Origin of the sequence: Francisella marina (genome assembly GCF_008369785.1) — a bacterium.
Lineage (GTDB): Bacteria > Pseudomonadota > Gammaproteobacteria > Francisellales > Francisellaceae > Francisella > Francisella salimarina.
Genome location: NZ_CP043552.1, coordinates 1,169,242 through 1,188,611 on the forward strand (window position 1 = coordinate 1,169,242; position 19,370 = coordinate 1,188,611).

Below are 19,370 nucleotides of genomic sequence, written 5' to 3' on the forward strand. Positions count from 1 at the left end.
GCGACTAATGTCGCTTTTTGGAATCGTGGTGGGTGCTGAGGGGTTCGAACCCCCGACCCTCGCCTTGTAAGGGCGATGCTCTCCCAGCTGAGCTAAGCACCCGATAACTGAGAATTATACAGCCTTATAAAAACAAGTCAAGCTTTTTATATAGATTTTATTAGCCTTCTATTTCATTTCTTAAGATTTGTTCTGGAGATATTTCAGATTCTGCTATTTCTCTCAATGCTACCACAGTAGCCTTTTCTCTTTTTTCATTATCTACAGACTCTGAATAACCTTTTTTAAGTATATTATTCGCTCTCATCGAAGCTAAAACTACTAAATCAAACCTTGTTTCTACCTTATCTAAGCAATCTTCAACCGTTACTCTAGCCATTTTTTACTCCATTTTTCTTCAATAATTGTTTTACTTTGTTATATATTATATCAATCACAGTTTTATTTTGAGCTCCATCAGGAACTATAATATCAGCTTTTCTCTTTGATGGCTCAATAAATTTTATATGCATAGGTCTAACTGTTTCTAAATACTGACTTATAACACTTTCAACACTTCGGCCTCTTTCATTTTGGTCACGCATAAGCCTTCTAATGAAACACAGATCAGATGGTGTATCCATATATACTTTGAAATCCATCATTTTTAGTAGCTTACGATCATTAAATAACATAATGCCTTCAAGTATAATGACACTTACACCACCAGCGATCTCTTCTGACTTTTCTTTGACTCTTGAGTGAGTTGTATAGTCATAGTAAGGAATATGGATATCTTTACCCTCAACCAAATCAGCTAAATCTTTCCTTAAGAGTTTGTGATCAAAAGCATCTGGATGATCATAATTAATTTTATTAGCTTCTTCAAAGCCAACCATCTCTCCCCAATTTTTATAATATCTGTCTTCAGAAATTACTGCTATTTGGTTTAGATGTTTTGATTTTAATTTTTTTATAATTTCATTTGAAAATAAAGTTTTACCGGAGCCAGATCCACCAACAATACCGATTATAAAAACATCGCCTTTACCAGCCATTATTTTTTACCTTATAATTCTATTTTTGGTTGACTTTTAACTAAATGATCCAGTTCTTTTAATAAGCTTAAAAACTCTTTTATTTTATACATCGGGAATGAATTTGGACCATCACTTAATGCTTCTTCTGGCTTTGGATGAGTCTCCATAAAAAGACCATCAATACCGACTGCCATAGCAGCCTTTGATAGAACAGGTACAAATTCTCGTTGACCACCTGATGAGCTACCTTGTCCACCAGGTAATTGCACTGAATGAGTAGCATCAAACACTACGGGGCAACCTGTATCTTTCATTATCTCAAGAGAGCGCATGTCTGAAACCAAATTATTGTAACCAAAGCTTACACCTCTTTCACAAACCATGATCTGCTCATTACCTGTGGATTTTGCCTTAGTAACAACATGTTGCATGTCCCAAGGAGCTAGAAATTGACCTTTTTTGATATTCACAGGTTTGCCTTGCTTACATACATCTAGTATAAAATTTGTCTGACGACACAAAAAAGCTGGCGTCTGCATCACATCAACAACTTCTGCTACTTCAGCAAAAGGAGTATCTTCGTGGACATCTGTAACAACTGGTACATTATAGGTTTTTTTAACTTTAGATAAAATCTCAAGCCCCTTATCAACACCAAGACCTCTAAAACTGTTAATAGAAGAACGATTCGCCTTATCAAAAGATGACTTATATACAAAATTAATGCCTAAATCATTAGTGATCTCAGCTAGGTACCCAGCTGTATCCATAGCCATTTGCTCTGATTCAATCACACACGGCCCAGACATCAAGAAAAATGGCTTACCATTTCCTACTTCAAAATTAGCAATTTTCATAAAACATTTCTACTTTAAATAAGTTTGATTACGATTAAATATTATACAGAAAAAGATGAACCACAACCACATGTTGTTTTCGCATTTGGATTTCTTATCACAAAATAAGCTCCTTCAACATCATCTTTATAGTCAACATCAGCCCCAACTAAATACTGAAAGCTCATAGAATCAACAAGAAGGCGAACACCATTTTTCGTAACAACCATATCATCTTCTTTTATCTCATTATCAAATGCGAAAGCATATTGAAATCCTGAACATCCACCACCAGTTATATAAACTCTAAGACTAAGAGAGTTATCTCCTTCTTCTTCAATTAGCTCTTTAACCTTTAAAGATGCCGATTCTGTAAAGTTGATTGGATCAACACTTTGAACTACTTCACTCATAAAATTACCTCGCTACAAGAGAAAGTTTAACTCTACCACCTCTGTCTATATTTTGAACCAAGACTTCTAAGCCCTGACCCTCGACTAATGAATTAGTTTTCATACCAGCTTGTTCAATTTCTGAGAATGGTAAATATCCATCTTGACTACCAAGAAGATTAACAAATGCGCCAGAGTCTAAAAGCTTAACAATCTTACCCTTGTAAATTTGTCCTTCTTCAACTTCAGCAACAATTTCTTCAACTATAGATTTAGCCAAATCTAATGATTTTTTATCTTTAGCAAATATTTTAACCTCACCAGAGTCACTAGTATCAATTTGAGCTCCAGTTTTTTCTACGATACCTTTTACAACAGATCCGCCTCGACCAACAACATCTTTTATCTTAGCTGGGTTTATATTCATGACATGAATTTGTGGAGCAACATCAGAAACAGATTCTTTATGCTCTCTTATTACTTCATTCATAATCCCTAAGATATGCAACCTACCTGTTCTAGCTTGCTCAAGTGCTTGCTCAAGAATCTCTCTAGAGATGCCTTTGATTTTGATATCCATCTGAAGTGCTGTAACACCATATCTAGTACCAGCAACTTTGAAATCCATATCTCCCAAATGATCTTCATCACCTAATATGTCTGATAAAACTGCATATTTTGCGCCATCTTTGATAAGACCCATAGCAATACCTGCAACTGGCTCAGCTATTGGCACACCTGCGTCCATCATAGATAAAGATGAGCCACAAACAGTTGCCATGGAACTAGAGCCATTTGACTCCAATATTTCCGATACTATTCTTACGACGTATGGATAAGCAGTTTCATTTGGAAAAACCGCTTGTGTTGCACGTTTAGCTAGATTTGCATGACCAACTTCACGACGCTTCGGAGCCATACCCACCATACCACACTCCCCTACAGAGTATGGAGGAAAGTTATAATGAAGCATGTATCGTGATTTTTCCATACCATCTAAAGATTCTACAAGCTGGGCATCTCTATCGCTACCGAGGGTTGTAACCACTAAAGCCTGTGTTTCACCTCTAGTAAATAGAGCTGAACCATGCACGCCTGGCAATACACCAACTTTAACATTGATAGGTCGTATTGTTTCCGTACATCTTCCATCAATTCTTGGCTTACCATCTAAAATATTTGATCTAACAAGATCCTTTTCAATATCATGGAAAGCTTCTAAAATTTCTTTTTCAGTATATTCATTACCATCAACATCACTCGAGAATATATGCTCTAAAACATTTTTTCTTACTTCATTAAGCTTAATATTTCTCTCTTGCTTAGATGCTATTGTATATGCGTTTTTGATTTCACCAAAGAAATGTGACTTAATCTGAGATTTTAACAACTTATTTATCTCATAAATTGTATATTCTATACGTGGTTTTGAAGCTACTTTAGCAAGTTTATTAATAGAGCTAATAATAGTTCTAAGATGCTTGTGTGCATATAAGATACCACCAAGCATCACAGATTCTGGCAAACTATTAGCTTCTGACTCCACCATTAGTATTGCATCATCAGTACCAGAAACTACTAAATCAAGATCAGACTCTTTTAAATCTGCTTTATTAGGATTAAGAATATACTTACCATTAGTATAACCAACTCTTACACCAGCAATAATATCATCATAAGGCGCTCCTGATATTGCTAAAGAAGCAGATGCTCCTATTAGTGCCAACATATCTGGTGAAAATGTCCCATCATAAGATAAAACTGTAGCTACAATTTGAATCTCATTAAAAAATCCATCAGGAAATGATGGTCTTATAGATCTGTCTATTAATCTAGAAATAAGAATCTGTTCTTCAGAAGGTCTTCCCTCTCTTCTTAAGAAGCCTCCAGGTATCTTACCTGCTGCGTATGTTTTCTCTAAATAGTGTACCGACAATGGAAAGAAATCAGCACCTGCTGATACTGATTTTTTAACTACTGTAGTTACCAATACAACATTATTACCACAACTTACAGTCACAGACCCATCTGCTTGACGAGCCATACCACCTGTTTCTAGAACTATTTCTTTGTTACCTAGTTCAAAGACTTCTCTAAATATTTTCACAGTTTAACCTTATATAATTATTTGATTTAATGACGTAAGAACGATTAGGATGAAATTATTATCTACGTAAGTTTAATTTCTTGATTAGAGCACGGTATCTTTCTACATCTTTACCATGTAAATAGTCTAATAATTTACGACGTTGACTTACTAACCTTAAAAGACCTCTTCTTGAGTGATTATCTTTTTTGTGAGTTGCAAAGTGTCCTTGCAAGTCGTTAATTCTAGCAGTTAAAAGAGCAACTTGCACTTCAGGTGAACCAGTATCGCCTTCAGACTGCTGATTTTCTTTAATAATATTTTGCTTATCTTGAGTTGTTAACATAACATTTCTCCATTTGTTTTCTATTAATTAATGTGTATGACAAACCGCACAAAGGAACAGTTTACCGGTTTAAGATTATATACCATTAAAGCAAAAAAGACAAAAGATTTAGTTACCAATCTTATCAGGCCTAATACCCAATATTTGCAAACTATTAAGTGCTACATCAGCAAAAACTGGAGCAGCTACAGAGCCACCTCCATACTTATCACCTTTAGGATCCTTTATTGTAACAACAATAGCCAACTGTGGATCACTAGCTGGCACGACACCAACGAAACTTGCCAAATATTTCGCACCATACGTCCCTCCTGACAACATCCTAGCCGTACCTGTTTTACCTGCAACATGGTATAAAGGAATTTGCGCTCTTGCTCCTGTCCCACCAACCCCTTCAACAACAGATTGCATCATACTAACCATTTCTTCAGAAACCTTTTTAGATGCTACCGGCCTAGAGTCAATTTCTTCTCCAGCTCTTCTTTTAAGAATTGTTGGCTTAATATACTTACCATCATTGGCAATTGCTGAGACTCCAGCAACTAGCTGAAGATCTGTTGCATTCATACCATACCCAAAAGATAAAGTTGCTAGCTGAAAATCTCCCCACTTATCTTTAGCTGGGACAAATCCATCACGCTCACCAGGTAGTTGTATACCTGTTTTATCACCAAATCCGAAGTTTCTAAGTGATGGCTCAAGTATTGTAGGATCAGTTAGGCTCAATATCATCTTTGATATACCAACGTTACTAGATTTCATAAGAATATATCTTAAATCTTCTTCACCATAATCTCTTTCATCTCTCACAGTATTTTTACCAATACGATAATAGCCTGGGTGCGAATTGATAATAGGTTGCTCTGGTGTCACATTATCACCATAAATCAGCGCAGTAGCCGCTGCAAAGACTTTCATTACCGAACCCAACTCATACACATCCGTAATAGCTCGATTTCTGCGTCTATCAGGATAAGCATCTGCCATACTATTAGGATTATACGAAGGATAATTAGCCATAGCTAATATCTCACCTGTATGAATATTTTCAATAATAACTGAACCTGCTTCAGAATTCGTCTTGATCACGCCTTTTTTCAGATACTTATATGCAATGTACTGTAGTCTAGAGTCAATACTTATTTGAAGATTATGACCATTTTTAGGCATTATAAAGTTATCTTCAACTTTTGCAACACCACCATGTAAATCTTTCTTATACTCGAAATATCCATCTTGTCCTGTCAAAAACTTATTAAATTCTAGCTCTAGACCTTCTTGACCTTTACCATCAACATTAGTAAAACCAACAATATGGGACGCAACCTCAGCCATTGGATAATATCTCTTAAATTCACGTATCACATGAATACCTGTAATATCCAAATCTTTAACTTTTTGTGATAAATATGGCTGAACTTTTCTCTCAATATAGACGAAGCCACTCCTTCCTTCTCTGACTTTAACTTGTCTTTCTATCTTTTCTCTTTTTTCTTTGGATAGTTTTAAAATACTCATAACCTCTTTCAATTCAGAGCTATCTGCACTGACATAGTAAGGGTCAACCCAAATGGTATCAACCGGAGTACTTATAGCCAAAGGATTACCATTTCTATCAAGAATTATGCCTCTATATGATTTTATATCTATACTTCTATCACTACGATTATCACCTTCTTGCTTAAGTTTAGGATACTGAATTGTTTCCATATAAATCAATTTGGCAAATAAGACTATAAAACTTAACAATAGCAATAGAATGACCACTAAGTGTCTTAATTTTGGTCTATAGCTATTCATTTGCAGAGCTCTCCTCTTGATTACTCAATGTACCTATACTCTTTCTAGTTGGTAAAGACATCTTTTCTTTTTCAGCAAATTTTTCTACAGCCGTAGGTGTTGCTAACGAACTGTACTCCAATACAATTTGACTCCACTGCTCATCTAATTGGGTCTGCTCAACAATTAGATCTTTACGCTCATTTAACAGAAGTTTAAACTCAAAACGTGTCACAATTAAAGCAAATGCTGTAAGCAATAACACAAATAAAAGTACAAATGCAATAGCCACCGTTTTCTTAAAAAAACTATTTTTTAACGACTCAAATAATCTTATCCGTATTTGACGGTTTGTTAGCATCATATCTTTTCAACAATCCTTAAAATAGCACTTCTAGAGCGAACATTTTGACTAAGCTCATCTTGATTTGCTTTAGCTTTTTTTGTAATCCATTTCATTTTTACTCCACTAGTATCTTGTGGAAGCAACTTAGAAATCCTATTTAACTCTTGTTTTGGATTAATAAGAGAAGTGAAATTTTGTTTAACTATACGATCTTCTAATGAATGGAAAGAAATAGTAGCAATTCTTCCACCCTTTTTAACAACATCTAGAATATTTCCTAAAAGGAACTCTAAATCCTTAAGCTCATTATTAACATATATACGTAATGCTTGAAAACACCTTGTCGCAGGATTTTTTTTCTCTCTTTTACCAATGGTTGCTCGAATAAGGTCAGCTAACTGATGTGTTCTAGTTATGCTTCCATTCTCAGCTATATAGTCTTTAACTCTTAGAGCAATTTTTTTTGCAAAACGTTCTTCACCATAAACCTTAAAGATGTAAGTTAACTCATCTACTGATAACTCTTCTAAAGCTTGGCTAGCAGTAAGGCCTTTTGATGTGTCCATTCGCATATCTAGTGGACCATCATGCGTAAAGCTAAACCCTCTATTAGCATTATCTAATTGAGGAGAAGAAACTCCTAAATCCATAATGACACCATCAATCTCACCTAGAAGATTATTCTGAGAACAATAATCATAAATACTAGCAAAACTTGCATGAACTATCTGGAAATTTTCAAATTGGAAATTTTCTTTTGCATAATCTATAGCATCCAAATCCTTATCAAAAGCAATAAGCTTTCCAGATGTTAGTCGATCCAATATAGCTTTTGAATGCCCGCCCCTGCCAAATGTTGCATCGATATAAATACCATTTGGCTTTATATCCAAACCATCTACAGATTCTCGAAGTAAAACTGAGAAATGCATCTAACTTATGCCTTAACTAGTTCATTAGTGAGCTTTTTAGCCTTAGAAAAGTCTGTCTTCCCAGAGCCTAATTTAGGTATTGATATAACCTTGAAATAGTTGGTTGGCTTATAAAGATTTTCAATACCAGAGTATCTTACGATTTCTTTCAACTCAGTTGGTTCTAAGTCTTCTAGATTATATAGTAAGTTAATAATCTCGCCTCTTTTAGTATCTGATGTAGCCACAGCTAAAACCTCAAAATCAATTTTATGAGAATCATACCCCTTTTCTCTCAAAGTATCATAGACTTTTTGCTCCAAAAGTCCCAAACTCACCATTTCACCAGCAACTTTTGCAAACCTGGAGTACCTATCAACTACCGTTAAATAACCTTCGCCATCGATCTTACCTTTATCTCCTGTTATGTACCACTTATATCCATATTTCTCGATCATAACCTCATTAGTTTTTTTAGGATCATTAAGATAGTAATCCATTTTATTAACACCGCGGTATATAATCATGCCCTCTACACCAATAGGTAGCTCTTCATGAGACTCAGGATGTATAATTTTGAATTGACCACCGGGAACTGTCAAACCTACAGTACCTATTTTATTTGGCGACTTAGTTGGTCTATTAACAGCAGCTACTGGTGAAAGTTCGGTAGTCCCATATCCTTCATTAATAACCTTATCAAACTTGTCTTCGAACATAGTGCGTACTTCTTTAGAGAGTTTTTCAGCACCTGTAATAATAAGCCTAAGTGTTGCAAGATCTTCTTTTTTGACTGCTTTATTTTTGGTATAAATTCTTAAAAATGTTGGTGTCGCACACAACACTGTAGTTTTATTTTTTTTGATTAAATTAGCAACTCCTTTAGCATCTGTTGGATCTGGATGGCATGCTATATACCCCCCTTGAAACAGAGAAACTAGTGAGATTGTAAGACCAAAAGCATGAAATATAGGCAAAATCCCTGCCACAGAATCATTCTCTTGGCACTCGATAACATTTGTGCTTTGATAAACATTTGCAAGAAGGTTTTTATTCTTGATTGCAATACCTTTAGGCACCCCTTCACTACCACTACTAAATATTATAAAGGCCAAGTCATCTAGCTTAGTTGGCTTAAGGTATTTTTTAACTAACCATGACGCAGGTAGCATTTTGATTTGCAAGAATGTCTTTATTGACTCAGCTTTGGTTATTTTTGCTTTGATATCCTCCAAATATACAATCTTGCACATCGAAAAAATCTCTTCAACAAAGAAACCTTTGTGAGTTAATTTCTCAACAAATGCTCTAGAAGTAATTATTGTTTTAATTCCTGCATTATTAATAGCATGTCTTAATGCTTCCTCTGAAGCTGTATAATTTAGATTAACTATTGCCTTTGCACTCATCATTAATGCTAATATCGCCAAATAACCGCCTGCGCTTGTAGGTAAACAAACACCAACATTATCTTCTTGCTTAGTAATTTCTTGAAGTTTTTTGGACATCAATGCTGCCCCTGTCGCAAACTTGTAACCATCTAAAGTGACACCTGTCGTATCAGTTAATACCAAGTTACTTTTAGCGTTTAACATTTGCCTAAACCAAATCTCAGCAGGAGCCTTCAAAAGAGCTAAATACTCCTCCCAAGCTTTCACAGAAAGATCATCCATCTCCTCATTTAGACTTCTCAAACTTTTAAGTTTAGCAATATCAAAAAATACCTGTCTATCTAAATTTTTACGGTCTGAAAAATATGGCATCTCAGGCCCACATACAAACAACAAGAATCTATTATCATTTTGCTCAACCTGAGAAATAAAACTCTTGTCCACAATAAGTACACCTTGATGATCCCAAAAACTAATATCATCAATATATTTTATTTCAGCATTTGCTATAGCTTTTTCAAAACATCTAACTCTAGTATCAAAGTGGCCCAAAACCGTTATCGTTTTTTCTTTCAGAAAACTCTTTAAAGCTAGTATCGTGATTATTGAAGTATCATTCGCAATAATTATAGAACCATTTATGATTTTGCTAAAGTCTATCTGTTTATTGCAGTCATATATGTAAGATTGATTTAATTTTTTATGTATAGAAGATTTAAGCTGTTTTAGGCGCATTTTTATACCAGTATTAGTTGTAATAATAAGCTCATAGATAACCTATTATGTTATCATATAGTAATCTTAATTTTTATAGTAATATTAAATTTATGCCTGAACTTCCTGAAGTAGAGACTGTCAAAAGAGGTTTAACCAAAAATATTATTAACAAAAAGATTAAAAGCATACAGATAAATACAGATAAGCTTCGCTACCCCATAGATAAAGCTCAACTTCTATCACTAAAAAGTAAAGTAGTGAAAGATGTCCAAAGAAGAGGCAAACACCTAATTATTTTTATGGAAGATAACTTGCAGTTAATTATTCATCTTGGTATGTCAGGTGTTGTCAAAATTATAAATACCTCTGAATATGATAAGATCAAGCATGACCACATTATCTTAGAATTATCTGATAACCTAAGTCTAGTCTACAATGACCCACGTAAATTTGGATACTGGCTAGTCAACACAAACGAAACACCACTACAACATAAAGTTTTAGCAACTCATGGAGTTGAACCTTTAACAGATGATTTCAATGCTGAATATTTGATATCTAAATTAAAGAAAACCTCTAGAAAGATCAAACAAACTATCATGGATAATAGCATAGTTGTTGGTGTAGGAAATATATATGCTAGTGAAGCATTATTTGATAGTAATATTCTACCTACAAGAGCTTCTAACACTATCACAAAAAAAGAGGCTGAAAAGCTTTTAACTTCAATTAAGAAAATACTTGATAAAGCAATTGCAGAAGGTGGTACAACACTCAAGGATTATAAAAATACAGAAGGTAAACCTGGCTACTTCACGCAACAACTCAATGTTTATGGTAGAGCCAATCAAAACTGTCATATCTGTAACACTAAAATTGAAAGTTTAGTGATAGCTCAAAGGAATACATTCTTTTGCAAAAAATGTCAAAAATAAGACTACATATTTAGAAAGTACTTATGCACAGAAGAATCCTCAGTCAACTCAGGATGAAAACTACTCACTAAAATATTATCTTGCCTAACTAATACAGGCGAATCATCAAATTTAGCCAATACCTCAACATTATCACCCACTCTAGTAAATTTTGGTGCTCTAATAAATACGGCTTTGATAGAATTACTCATAAAAGCTAAGTCTGTGACAAAACTATCAACTTGACGTCCATAGCCATTTCTCTCTACCTCCAAATTTATAAGACTTAAATACTCAGAGCCTTTTGATAGAATTATACTACCTGCACAAGTTCCAAAAACTGGTTTTCGTGAGCAAAAATCTTGTAATTCATCAAAAATTTGATGCTTATTCAAAAGATTTAGTAATGCTGTACTTTCTCCTCCGGGAATAATAAGCCTATCAATTTTATCAAAATCATTTGCAAATTTGACTAATTTAACCTCTGCCCCCAAAGATTCAAGCATCTCAGCATGCTTTTGGAACCCACCTTGAATAGCTAGTACGCCCACATTCACAGACATTTTTTACCATCCTCTTTGTGAAAACTTCTCAAAATCACAATTAATACCCGTCATAGGCTCACCAAGATCTTCTGAAACTTCAGCTAATATTTTTGGATCATTAAAATATGTAACAGCACTAACTATAGCCTTAGCTCTCTTTAAAGGATCTGCTGATTTAAATATCCCAGAGCCTACAAATACTGACTCCGCTCCTAATTGCATCATAAGAGCCGCATCAGCTGGAGTTGCCACACCTCCTGCAGAAAAGTTTGGCACTGGTAACTTACCATTTTCATGTACATACTTAACCAAATCATACGGAGCCTGCATGTTTTTTGCTATAGCCATAAGTTCTGATTGATCAGCACCTTTAATGTAACTAATATCTTTATTAACTTGTCTTAACTGCCTAACAGCTTCAACAATATTACCAGTCCCTGCTTCACCTTTTGTTCTAATTAAAGCAGCCCCCTCACCAATCCTTCTTAGAGCTTCACCTAAATTTGTACAGCCACATACAAAAGGAACTTTAAAGCTATCTTTGTCTATATGATTAAGATCATCTGCAGGACTTAAAACCTCACTTTCATCAATAAAATCAACACCCAAAGATTCAAGAATCTGCGCCTCAACAAAATGTCCTATACGAGCTTTTGCCATCACAGGTATAGAAGTTACTGACATAATTTCTTTAATCAACTTTGGATCTGACATTCTAGCGATACCACCATCTTTACGGATATCTGCCGGCACTCTTTCTAAAGCCATTACAGCCACTGCACCTGCCTGTTGAGCTATCTCTGCCTGCTCGGCATTGACAACATCCATGATAACACCGCCTTTTAACATTTCAGCTAAACCAATCTTCAAATTAATATCTGACATTTATAGACTCCATTAAGTTTGTCATTCTTCAAAATTTATGAAAGATTATAATTTTTTAAATTGCTGTAGATAAATTAATTTTTGTTAAGATTTGAAAAAAATAGAGATAAAGAAAAAAATTAGATTAAACATCCAAATTAACAACGTTAAGCGCATTAGACTCAATAAAATTCCTACGAGGTTCAACTTCATCACCCATAAGAGTAGTAAATAAAGCATCTGCCTCAACAGCGTCTTTGATTGATACTTGAAGCAAGACTCTATTATCAGGATCCATAGTTGTCTCCCAAAGCTGGCCCGGGTTCATCTCACCTAGACCTTTGTAACGCTGTACATCATTACCGCGTCTTGCTTCTTTAAGTAACCAGTCAATTGCTGACTCAAAGTCATCAACATATTCTTTTTTAGCACCCCTTTCTACATAAGCACCTTTAAAAGAAATATCTGATAATACATCACCATAAGTAACAAGATCTTCATAATCTTTAGTAGTAAAGAAACTATTTCTAACAATATAATCCGTGTCATAACCATTTATATAGTGATTCACACCGTAAGAGATAGTTTCCTGACCATCTTCATTAACATCTTTAGTTTCTATAAGCTTAAACCTTTCATAAGATAATGCTTTTTGATTACATGCTTCAGCAATAGTCTCCCACCATTTCTTGATATCTGCATTCTCATCTACATACTTAGCGCTATAAGCCATTACTCTGAGCAGTTTTTCAGGATATGTCTTTGCGTACTTTTTAATTACCTTCTCAGATTTTTGATAAAGTTCATAATAGTTATTTAAAATTTGACCAGAAATAGCATTACCATCCTCAAGTAAGATATTAGCCCCTTCAAGACCAATATTACCTAGATATACTGCTAAAGCATCTTCATCTTTCAGGTATGTTTCCTGCTTACCTTTCTTGACCTTATATAAAGGCGGTTGTGCAATATATAAATACCCTCTTTCAACAAGCTCCGGCATTTGTCTATAAAAGAATGTTAAAAGAAGAGTTCTAATGTGAGATCCATCAACATCAGCATCAGTCATCAAAATAATCTTATGATACCTAGTTTTATCAGGATTATAATCTTCTGCGCCTATACCACACCCTAGTGCTTTTATGAGAGTAGCAACTTCTTGAGAGCCAAGCATTTTGTCAAAGCGAGCTTTTTCTACATTCAAAATCTTACCTTTTAGGGGTAGAATCGCTTGCGTTTTACGATCACGAGCCTGTTTAGCTGAACCTCCTGCAGAATCTCCCTCCACAAGGTATATTTCAGATAATGAAGGATCCTTTTCTTGGCAATCTGCAAGCTTACCTGGAAGACCGGCTATATCTAAAGCTCCCTTACGACGAGTCATATCACGAGCTTTACGAGCTGCTTCACGAGCCTTTGCTGAGTCTAGAATTTTTTCACAAACGATTTTAGCCTCTTTAGGGTTTTCTAGTAAGAATTCTTGAAGCTTTTCATTTACTAGTGACTCAACAGCTGATTTAACATCTGATGATACTAATTTATCTTTTGTTTGAGATGAAAATTTCGGATCTGGAACTTTCACAGATAAAACAGCAGCTAAACCTTCTCGAGTATCCTCACCTGTAAGAGTGACTTTAAGCTTTTTATTTAAACCTTCTGACTCAATATATGTATTCATTGTACGAGTAACAGCCGCTTTTAGCCCCGATAAATGAGTACCACCATCGCGTTGAGGAATATTGTTTGTAAAACAAAAAATTGATTCTTTGTAAGAGTCATTCCATTGTAATGCAAGCTCAACCTGAATATCATCTTTGATACCACTTACAGCTATAACATTTTCATGAATAGGCTTTTTACTATTGTTTAAATATTTAACGAATGCTGCGATACCGCCATCATACTTAAATACCTCAGACCTATTATTAATTTTATCGATAAGCTCAATTTTAACACCTGAATTTAAGAAAGATAATTCACGAATTCTTTTCATCAAAATATCATAATCAAAATCAACAAAAGAGAATGTATCTTTACTTGGTTTGAATGTAATTATTGAACCTGATTTATCTGTTGGCTCTAACTGTTTTAGCGGATAATCTGGCACACCATGCGTGTACTCTTGGTAATACCTATAACCATTACGAGATATATCCAAAGTGAGCTTTTCTGACAGTGCGTTTACAACTGACACACCCACACCATGTAGACCGCCAGATACTTTGTATGAATTATCATCAAATTTACCACCAGCATGAAGAACTGTCATAATAACTTCAGCAGCTGAGCGACCTTCTTCCTTATGAATATCTGTAGGTATACCACGCCCGTTATCAGATACAGACACTGAACCATCCTTATTGATGATAACTTTAATATCATCACAATGGCCCGCTAAAGCCTCATCGATAGCATTATCAACAACCTCAAACACCATATGATGCAAGCCACTACCATCATCTGTATCACCGATATACATCCCTGGTCTTTTTCTAACTGCATCTAAACCCTTGAGTACTTTAATACTCGATGAGTCATAAGCTTTATTTTCAGACATTAACAAGCTCCAATATATATTTATATTTAAAATCCACAATCACATCATATTATAACACAAATAAAGATTTATATTAATTTAGATCAGTAACCTTGTAATAATCCTTCAGGGGTTTTCATTTAATATAGAAATGCTAATATAATCTTATACTTTAGATATAAGGCAAGTTTGAAAACCTTGAAAAAGAAAAATTTTTTAGTAGTAATATTGTTAGTTGCTGTAATTGCCTCTAGTTTTCTGATTGGGAAAAAATCAGGTATTAAAAAAGCAGAATCAATACACCAAAGTGAACTTAAAATACTTGAACAGAGTAAGTTATCACAAACACCAGAGAATAGCATAAATTGTCGCCCAAAAGTGAGCTCAAAAAGAAACAACTACGTTATTGGTTATGGAAGCTTGATGAACAAGGATTCTAGACAAATAACTGTTCCTGAAGCGACTTATGCTGCGCCAGTACTGGTTAGTGGCTTTGAAAGACTATGGGCATCAAGAGGAGAAAAATCTCACGCTACATTTTTACTAGCGGTCCCTAACAAAGGCTATGCTATGAATGCAATATACTACAAAGCTAGTGCTTCTGATATTTCTGCGACTGATTTGAGAGAAGCATCATACTGTCGTGTAAAAATACCTCGTAAAGATATAGTACCGCTAGGTGTCAAAAGCTTACCTAAGGGTGATTACTGGATGTACGTGAAGGACTTTAAGGATGCCGACTTCCCAAATAAGAGCTATCCAATTCTACAAACTTATGCTGATGTTTTCATGACAGGGTGTTTACAAACTCAAGCAGAGTTTAATCTAACAGAATTTGGTAAACTCTGTTTCCAGACTACTTACGGATGGGACTTGGCTAACTGGTTATATGATAGATCAAACCCACAGTATAGTAGATACTCAAAAGATACAGTAAAATACCGTACACAAATAGATAGCATCATTCATCGCTTAACTTTTGACGATGATCCATTATAATTATCAGTAATTAATCTTTTGATCAGAATAATAAAAAATGAAAGCTTCCAATAGAAAAATATGTATTGCTCCAATGCTAGATTGGACCGATAAACACTACCGCTACATGATGCGTCTAATAACAAAGCACACTATGCTGTATACAGAGATGATTACCTTGAATGCCATAATACATGGTAATAAAGATTTCTTATTAAAATATAATCCTGAAGAAAACCCTGTTACATTACAGCTTGGAGGGTGTATACCAGAAGACTTCATAACATGTGGTAAACTTGCACAAAATCTTGGCTACAATGAAATAAATATAAATGTAGGCTGTCCTAGTGAAAGAGTGAAAAAAGGTAATTTTGGCTTATCTCTAATGGCAGAACCTGAGCTTGTAGCAGATTGTGTCAAGGCTATGAAAGATAATCTAGATATACCTATCTCTGTAAAATGTCGTATTGGCTACGATCATAATGACAGTTATGAAGAGCTATATAATTTCGTTGATAAACAAGTACAAGCTGGGGCAGATTATCTCTGTATTCATGCTCGCAAAGGATGGCTTAGTGGCTTATCTCCAAAAGAAAATAGAACTATTCCTGAACTAAAATATAGTACTGTTTATAATATCAAAAAAGATTTCCCAAATCTTGAGTTAGGCATCAACGGTGGTATCACAACCATAGAAGATACCCAAGAACACTTAAAACATGTAGATAGCGTAATGATTGGACGCGAAGCCTACCATAACCCAATGTTATTTAAAAATTTTGACAATCTGTTCTACAACCAGCACATTAATGATATTTCCCCACTTGAGGTAGCCTACAAGATGGCTGAGTACATAAAAATCAAGCTAGACAATGATCCTAATATGAAGCTTAATAATATAACAAAGCATACATTAAACTTATTCAATGGTTTACCTAATGCCAAAGTCTTCCGCCGCTATTTAAGTGAAAATGCAACCAAAAAAGATGCCAATGTTGATACTTTCCTGAAAGCTCTAGAAGTATTTGAGTAAACAAATCTAAGAATATGCCCCTATAGCTATATTAACTTGATCAAATGTTGACTCGTCATAATGCCTAGGATCAGGGGCTTGATAATATGGATACATTAAAGGCTCAATAAATTCGACATCCATTTTTAATACTCCACCGATATTAGTATAATATATTGCCGTTGAAAAAATATTTGAATTATACTGCGAGCCCGATATTTTTAAATGGCTTTCAGGTCTTAGATGAAAATCCTTATCTACTAAACTAACAAAATCAGGAACCTCTCCTAATATACTATCAGTGATACCTTCAGATATTTTTGTACCGATTTTAAACCAGTTATTATGACCAATAAATTGTCTATCCGCACTCCATCTTAAATCAGAATTTGTTTGATGTATATCATTATTTAAATCATAAGGATTAAAGTAAAAGACTATGTTTATGCCATTTTTATTATAGACAATATTATTATCAAATTCTAAGCTACCTATACCAAACTTTAGCTGACCCACATAAGAACGACCCGCACCATCTGCTGACGCAGTATTTATAAAAGTATTGTTTACGAAACGATAACGCCCAAAACTTGTACCATTTCTAGTTGGACCACCAGAACCACCATCTCCACCAATAGTCAAAGACTTTACCTTATTCTCATTAACTACAACATTGCCAACAAAATCCGTATCCTCTCGAACATAGTTCTCACCATAAGATTTATCAATCTTTCTTAATTCATCTTGTGTAGTATGGTTATCATCGGTGTAGCCAATAACTTCACCTTTATCATTATAAATAGGGTGTGTGCCAGGTCCCAAGTCTGCTCCAAAAAAGTCTGCTTCTGAACTATAATTATTTTCAAACCAGTTGTAATATACTTCATTTCTTAATGCACGACTCTTTAAGCCAGCTCCTTGATAAGAGTCATGAATGTAATTAAACCTGACTTTTGTAACTGCATCTGGGTGTCTAACTCTGTCAGAAGCAATATAGATATTATGATCTCCTACAAATGCACCGTTGTGATATATATCACAATATTCTATAGTTAAGCTTCCACTGAAAAGATCGCTACCCATAATACCATTTGCAGAATCATGGACGCTACAGTGCCTAATTGTAATACCATCAGCAACCTGATATAAGCCTCTTCTTGTAATAAGTTTAGGATCCGATGCTTCTTGCATATTACCTACTATCTCAAAGTTATCAAAAATATAGTTATCTCCAAAAAATGTAACAACTACATCTTTTGTTTCAGACTTTATAACAGGTTTTTGACCAGCTACTTTTACACCTATTATTCTTATCGGTTTTACTTTAGTTCCATGGTTTTCAAATTTCACACTCCCTGGATATTCGGCATTTCCTTCAACATACACAACATCTCCAGGTTGTAAAAGTTTGGCAACATCTTGTAATATTTTGTATTCTTTTGTTGGACCTACATTATATGTTGCAGCAATTACAGTTGATATACTTAAATAAAAAAAGAAGAAAATTATTACCTTTCTCACCAGTTAAATTAAAATTAATTATAATTAAAGGTATGGTACATTTAATTAAAGCAGATGTAAATATTTGTATTAGTTATTACTAAAGTGCAACTTATAATTAAAAGTTATTCTTTATACATCCTATACTAAACATGATTGTTTTTGCATGTGCATAATAATGTATTTCTATTTTACCAACATAAATCAAATAAATATGAATTTGTCATCATTAAGATAGTTGATATAGACATAAATCTTTTTCAACACCTTCACTCTTATGATCCATATCATCGTATTAATTATTCTAGCTTTTATGATATTATTCAACAAATGTAGAGGTTAACAATCAATAACCATGAATTACATTTTTAAGACTTTATTTATAATCCTAGTATGTTTTTCATCTAGTTACCCAAACCTTAAAACACAAGCCAATAACACTTATAAAGTATACTTTAACTCTCAAAAACAGATAAATCTAAGCAAAAGTAAAATAGAGCTCATCCTAACAAACCCAAATGTAAAAATTAAAGATACCATAAGTAGTACCAATCTACCGTATTTTTGGAATGCTAAAGTCACTCAACGTTACGATAATGTAACAATATCCTTTCCTCGCAGAAGTATTGACAGAGGGTTATCTGTATTAGGTAAGTCATATCAAACATCAAATAAAGATATAATTATCCCACCAGGCAGCTACTCTTTTGATATTAAGTCGGATAGTTACATTAGTGTAAAAACGACGAATAAAGATATATTTGAAATTTCTAATTCTGATAAATTAGCTGATTTTGAGCTATCTTATTATAATGCTCCAAAGGGCTCAACATGTGTTGGCTATCTCAATATAGATGCATATGCTATCGATATGCAAATCAACAATCACCCATCATCAGTCAATATAATATCGAAAAATAGTCACACTCCTCTTATAGAAAAAAACATAAATGTTACTAATTCAAATTCTATAACAAACACTCAAACCATAAAACTGCCTGCAAGTATTGAAGGAACTCCATACACACTTATAAGCTCACACTTTGAGCATGGAAAGTATATCTATTATGCAGATGAGCTAAGAAAGCCTATATATTTAAAATGCAATAAAATCACTAAAGTAAAAATTTTGTACCATAAAGAGAAGCCTAAGAGCAATATTTTAAGTGTCAAAGGTCTTTGATAAAAAATACTACAG

General features: G+C 34.2%; 18 protein-coding genes and 1 tRNA gene. 4 read left to right on the forward strand and 15 right to left on the reverse strand.

Annotation, left to right across the window (positions count from 1 at the left end):
- Nucleotides 1-26: 26 nt before the first annotated feature.
- From F0R75_RS05775 to migR, 11 genes are all read right to left on the reverse strand, one after another.
- Nucleotides 27-102: transfer RNA gene (locus F0R75_RS05775), tRNA-Val, on the reverse strand.
- Between the two features lie 58 nt (nucleotides 103-160).
- Nucleotides 161-379 (reverse strand): DNA-directed RNA polymerase subunit omega, encoded by a 219-nt coding sequence (gene rpoZ, locus F0R75_RS05780; RefSeq protein ID WP_013923481.1) that lies wholly within the window; start codon nucleotides 377-379, stop codon nucleotides 161-163.
- Entirely contained in the window at nucleotides 372-1,037 is a 666-nt protein-coding gene (gene udk, locus F0R75_RS05785; protein WP_013923482.1) for a uridine kinase, read from the reverse strand. The genes rpoZ and udk overlap by 8 nt, the downstream gene beginning before the upstream one ends.
- Before the next feature lie 11 nt (nucleotides 1,038-1,048).
- Nucleotides 1,049-1,876, reverse strand: coding sequence for a 3-deoxy-8-phosphooctulonate synthase (gene kdsA, locus F0R75_RS05790; RefSeq protein WP_013923483.1), 828 nt, complete (start codon nucleotides 1,874-1,876; stop codon nucleotides 1,049-1,051).
- Between the two features lie 41 nt (nucleotides 1,877-1,917).
- Nucleotides 1,918-2,268 carry an iron-sulfur cluster insertion protein ErpA gene (gene erpA / locus F0R75_RS05795; protein WP_013923484.1) on the reverse strand — a complete coding sequence of 117 codons (351 nt, stop codon included), beginning with the start codon at nucleotides 2,266-2,268 and terminating at the stop codon, nucleotides 1,918-1,920.
- 4 nt (nucleotides 2,269-2,272) lie between these two features.
- Nucleotides 2,273-4,354 carry a polyribonucleotide nucleotidyltransferase gene (pnp, locus tag F0R75_RS05800; protein WP_013923485.1) on the reverse strand — a complete coding sequence of 694 codons (2,082 nt, stop codon included), beginning with the start codon at nucleotides 4,352-4,354 and terminating at the stop codon, nucleotides 2,273-2,275.
- A gap of 58 nt (nucleotides 4,355-4,412) precedes the next feature.
- Entirely contained in the window at nucleotides 4,413-4,679 is a 267-nt protein-coding gene (rpsO, locus tag F0R75_RS05805) for a 30S ribosomal protein S15 (RefSeq protein WP_004288130.1), read from the reverse strand.
- Nucleotides 4,680-4,787: 108 nt separating this feature from the next.
- The gene (locus F0R75_RS05810) at nucleotides 4,788-6,479 is read right to left on the reverse strand and encodes a peptidoglycan D,D-transpeptidase FtsI family protein (protein WP_149368006.1); all 1,692 of its coding nucleotides are present in this window, start codon (nucleotides 6,477-6,479) and stop codon (nucleotides 4,788-4,790) included.
- Nucleotides 6,472-6,822, reverse strand: coding sequence for a cell division protein FtsL (gene ftsL / locus F0R75_RS05815; RefSeq protein WP_041263817.1), 351 nt, complete (start codon nucleotides 6,820-6,822; stop codon nucleotides 6,472-6,474). The genes F0R75_RS05810 and ftsL overlap by 8 nt, the downstream gene beginning before the upstream one ends.
- Nucleotides 6,819-7,736 (reverse strand): 16S rRNA (cytosine(1402)-N(4))-methyltransferase RsmH, encoded by a 918-nt coding sequence (gene rsmH, locus F0R75_RS05820; RefSeq protein ID WP_149368005.1) that lies wholly within the window; start codon nucleotides 7,734-7,736, stop codon nucleotides 6,819-6,821. The genes ftsL and rsmH overlap by 4 nt, the downstream gene beginning before the upstream one ends.
- 5 nt (nucleotides 7,737-7,741) lie before the next feature.
- Nucleotides 7,742-9,841 carry an iglABCD operon regulator MigR gene (gene migR / locus F0R75_RS05825; RefSeq protein WP_149368004.1) on the reverse strand — a complete coding sequence of 700 codons (2,100 nt, stop codon included), beginning with the start codon at nucleotides 9,839-9,841 and terminating at the stop codon, nucleotides 7,742-7,744.
- A 92-nt stretch (nucleotides 9,842-9,933) separates the two neighbouring features.
- On the opposite strand from migR, the gene mutM reads away from it, so the two are divergent.
- Nucleotides 9,934-10,758, forward strand: a complete 825-nt coding sequence (gene mutM / locus F0R75_RS05830; RefSeq protein ID WP_187985997.1) for a bifunctional DNA-formamidopyrimidine glycosylase/DNA-(apurinic or apyrimidinic site) lyase — start codon at nucleotides 9,934-9,936, stop codon at nucleotides 10,756-10,758.
- 2 nt (nucleotides 10,759-10,760) lie between these two features.
- Here the strand turns inward: mutM and pdxT are convergent, their stop codons facing one another.
- The 3 genes from pdxT to gyrB all read right to left on the reverse strand — a co-directional run bounded on the left by pdxT (nucleotide 10,761) and on the right by gyrB (nucleotide 14,703).
- Nucleotides 10,761-11,300 carry a pyridoxal 5'-phosphate synthase glutaminase subunit PdxT gene (pdxT, locus tag F0R75_RS05835; protein ID WP_149368002.1) on the reverse strand — a complete coding sequence of 180 codons (540 nt, stop codon included), beginning with the start codon at nucleotides 11,298-11,300 and terminating at the stop codon, nucleotides 10,761-10,763.
- Nucleotides 11,301-11,303: 3 nt separating this feature from the next.
- On the reverse strand, nucleotides 11,304-12,167 hold the full coding sequence (gene pdxS, locus F0R75_RS05840) for a pyridoxal 5'-phosphate synthase lyase subunit PdxS (protein ID WP_149368001.1): 864 nt from the start codon (nucleotides 12,165-12,167) through the stop codon (nucleotides 11,304-11,306).
- A gap of 124 nt (nucleotides 12,168-12,291) precedes the next feature.
- On the reverse strand, nucleotides 12,292-14,703 hold the full coding sequence (gyrB, locus tag F0R75_RS05845) for a DNA topoisomerase (ATP-hydrolyzing) subunit B (protein ID WP_149368000.1): 2,412 nt from the start codon (nucleotides 14,701-14,703) through the stop codon (nucleotides 12,292-12,294).
- A gap of 177 nt (nucleotides 14,704-14,880) precedes the next feature.
- Between gyrB and chaC the strand changes: the two genes are divergently transcribed.
- Together chaC and dusA are read left to right on the forward strand one after the other, a co-directional pair.
- Nucleotides 14,881-15,681, forward strand: a complete 801-nt coding sequence (gene chaC, locus F0R75_RS05850; protein ID WP_146421082.1) for a gamma-glutamylcyclotransferase ChaC — start codon at nucleotides 14,881-14,883, stop codon at nucleotides 15,679-15,681.
- 37 nt (nucleotides 15,682-15,718) lie between these two features.
- The gene (gene dusA / locus F0R75_RS05855; protein ID WP_149367999.1) at nucleotides 15,719-16,693 is read left to right on the forward strand and encodes a tRNA dihydrouridine(20/20a) synthase DusA; all 975 of its coding nucleotides are present in this window, start codon (nucleotides 15,719-15,721) and stop codon (nucleotides 16,691-16,693) included.
- 6 nt (nucleotides 16,694-16,699) lie between these two features.
- Here dusA and F0R75_RS05860 read toward each other — a convergent pair whose 3' ends face one another.
- Complete coding sequence (locus tag F0R75_RS05860) at nucleotides 16,700-18,193, reverse strand: right-handed parallel beta-helix repeat-containing protein (protein ID WP_149367998.1); 1,494 nt, start codon at nucleotides 18,191-18,193, stop codon at nucleotides 16,700-16,702.
- Between the two features lie 334 nt (nucleotides 18,194-18,527).
- On the opposite strand from F0R75_RS05860, the gene F0R75_RS05865 reads away from it, so the two are divergent.
- Nucleotides 18,528-19,355, forward strand: a complete 828-nt coding sequence (locus F0R75_RS05865; protein ID WP_149367997.1) for a hypothetical protein — start codon at nucleotides 18,528-18,530, stop codon at nucleotides 19,353-19,355.
- Nucleotides 19,356-19,370: the final 15 nt, after the last annotated feature.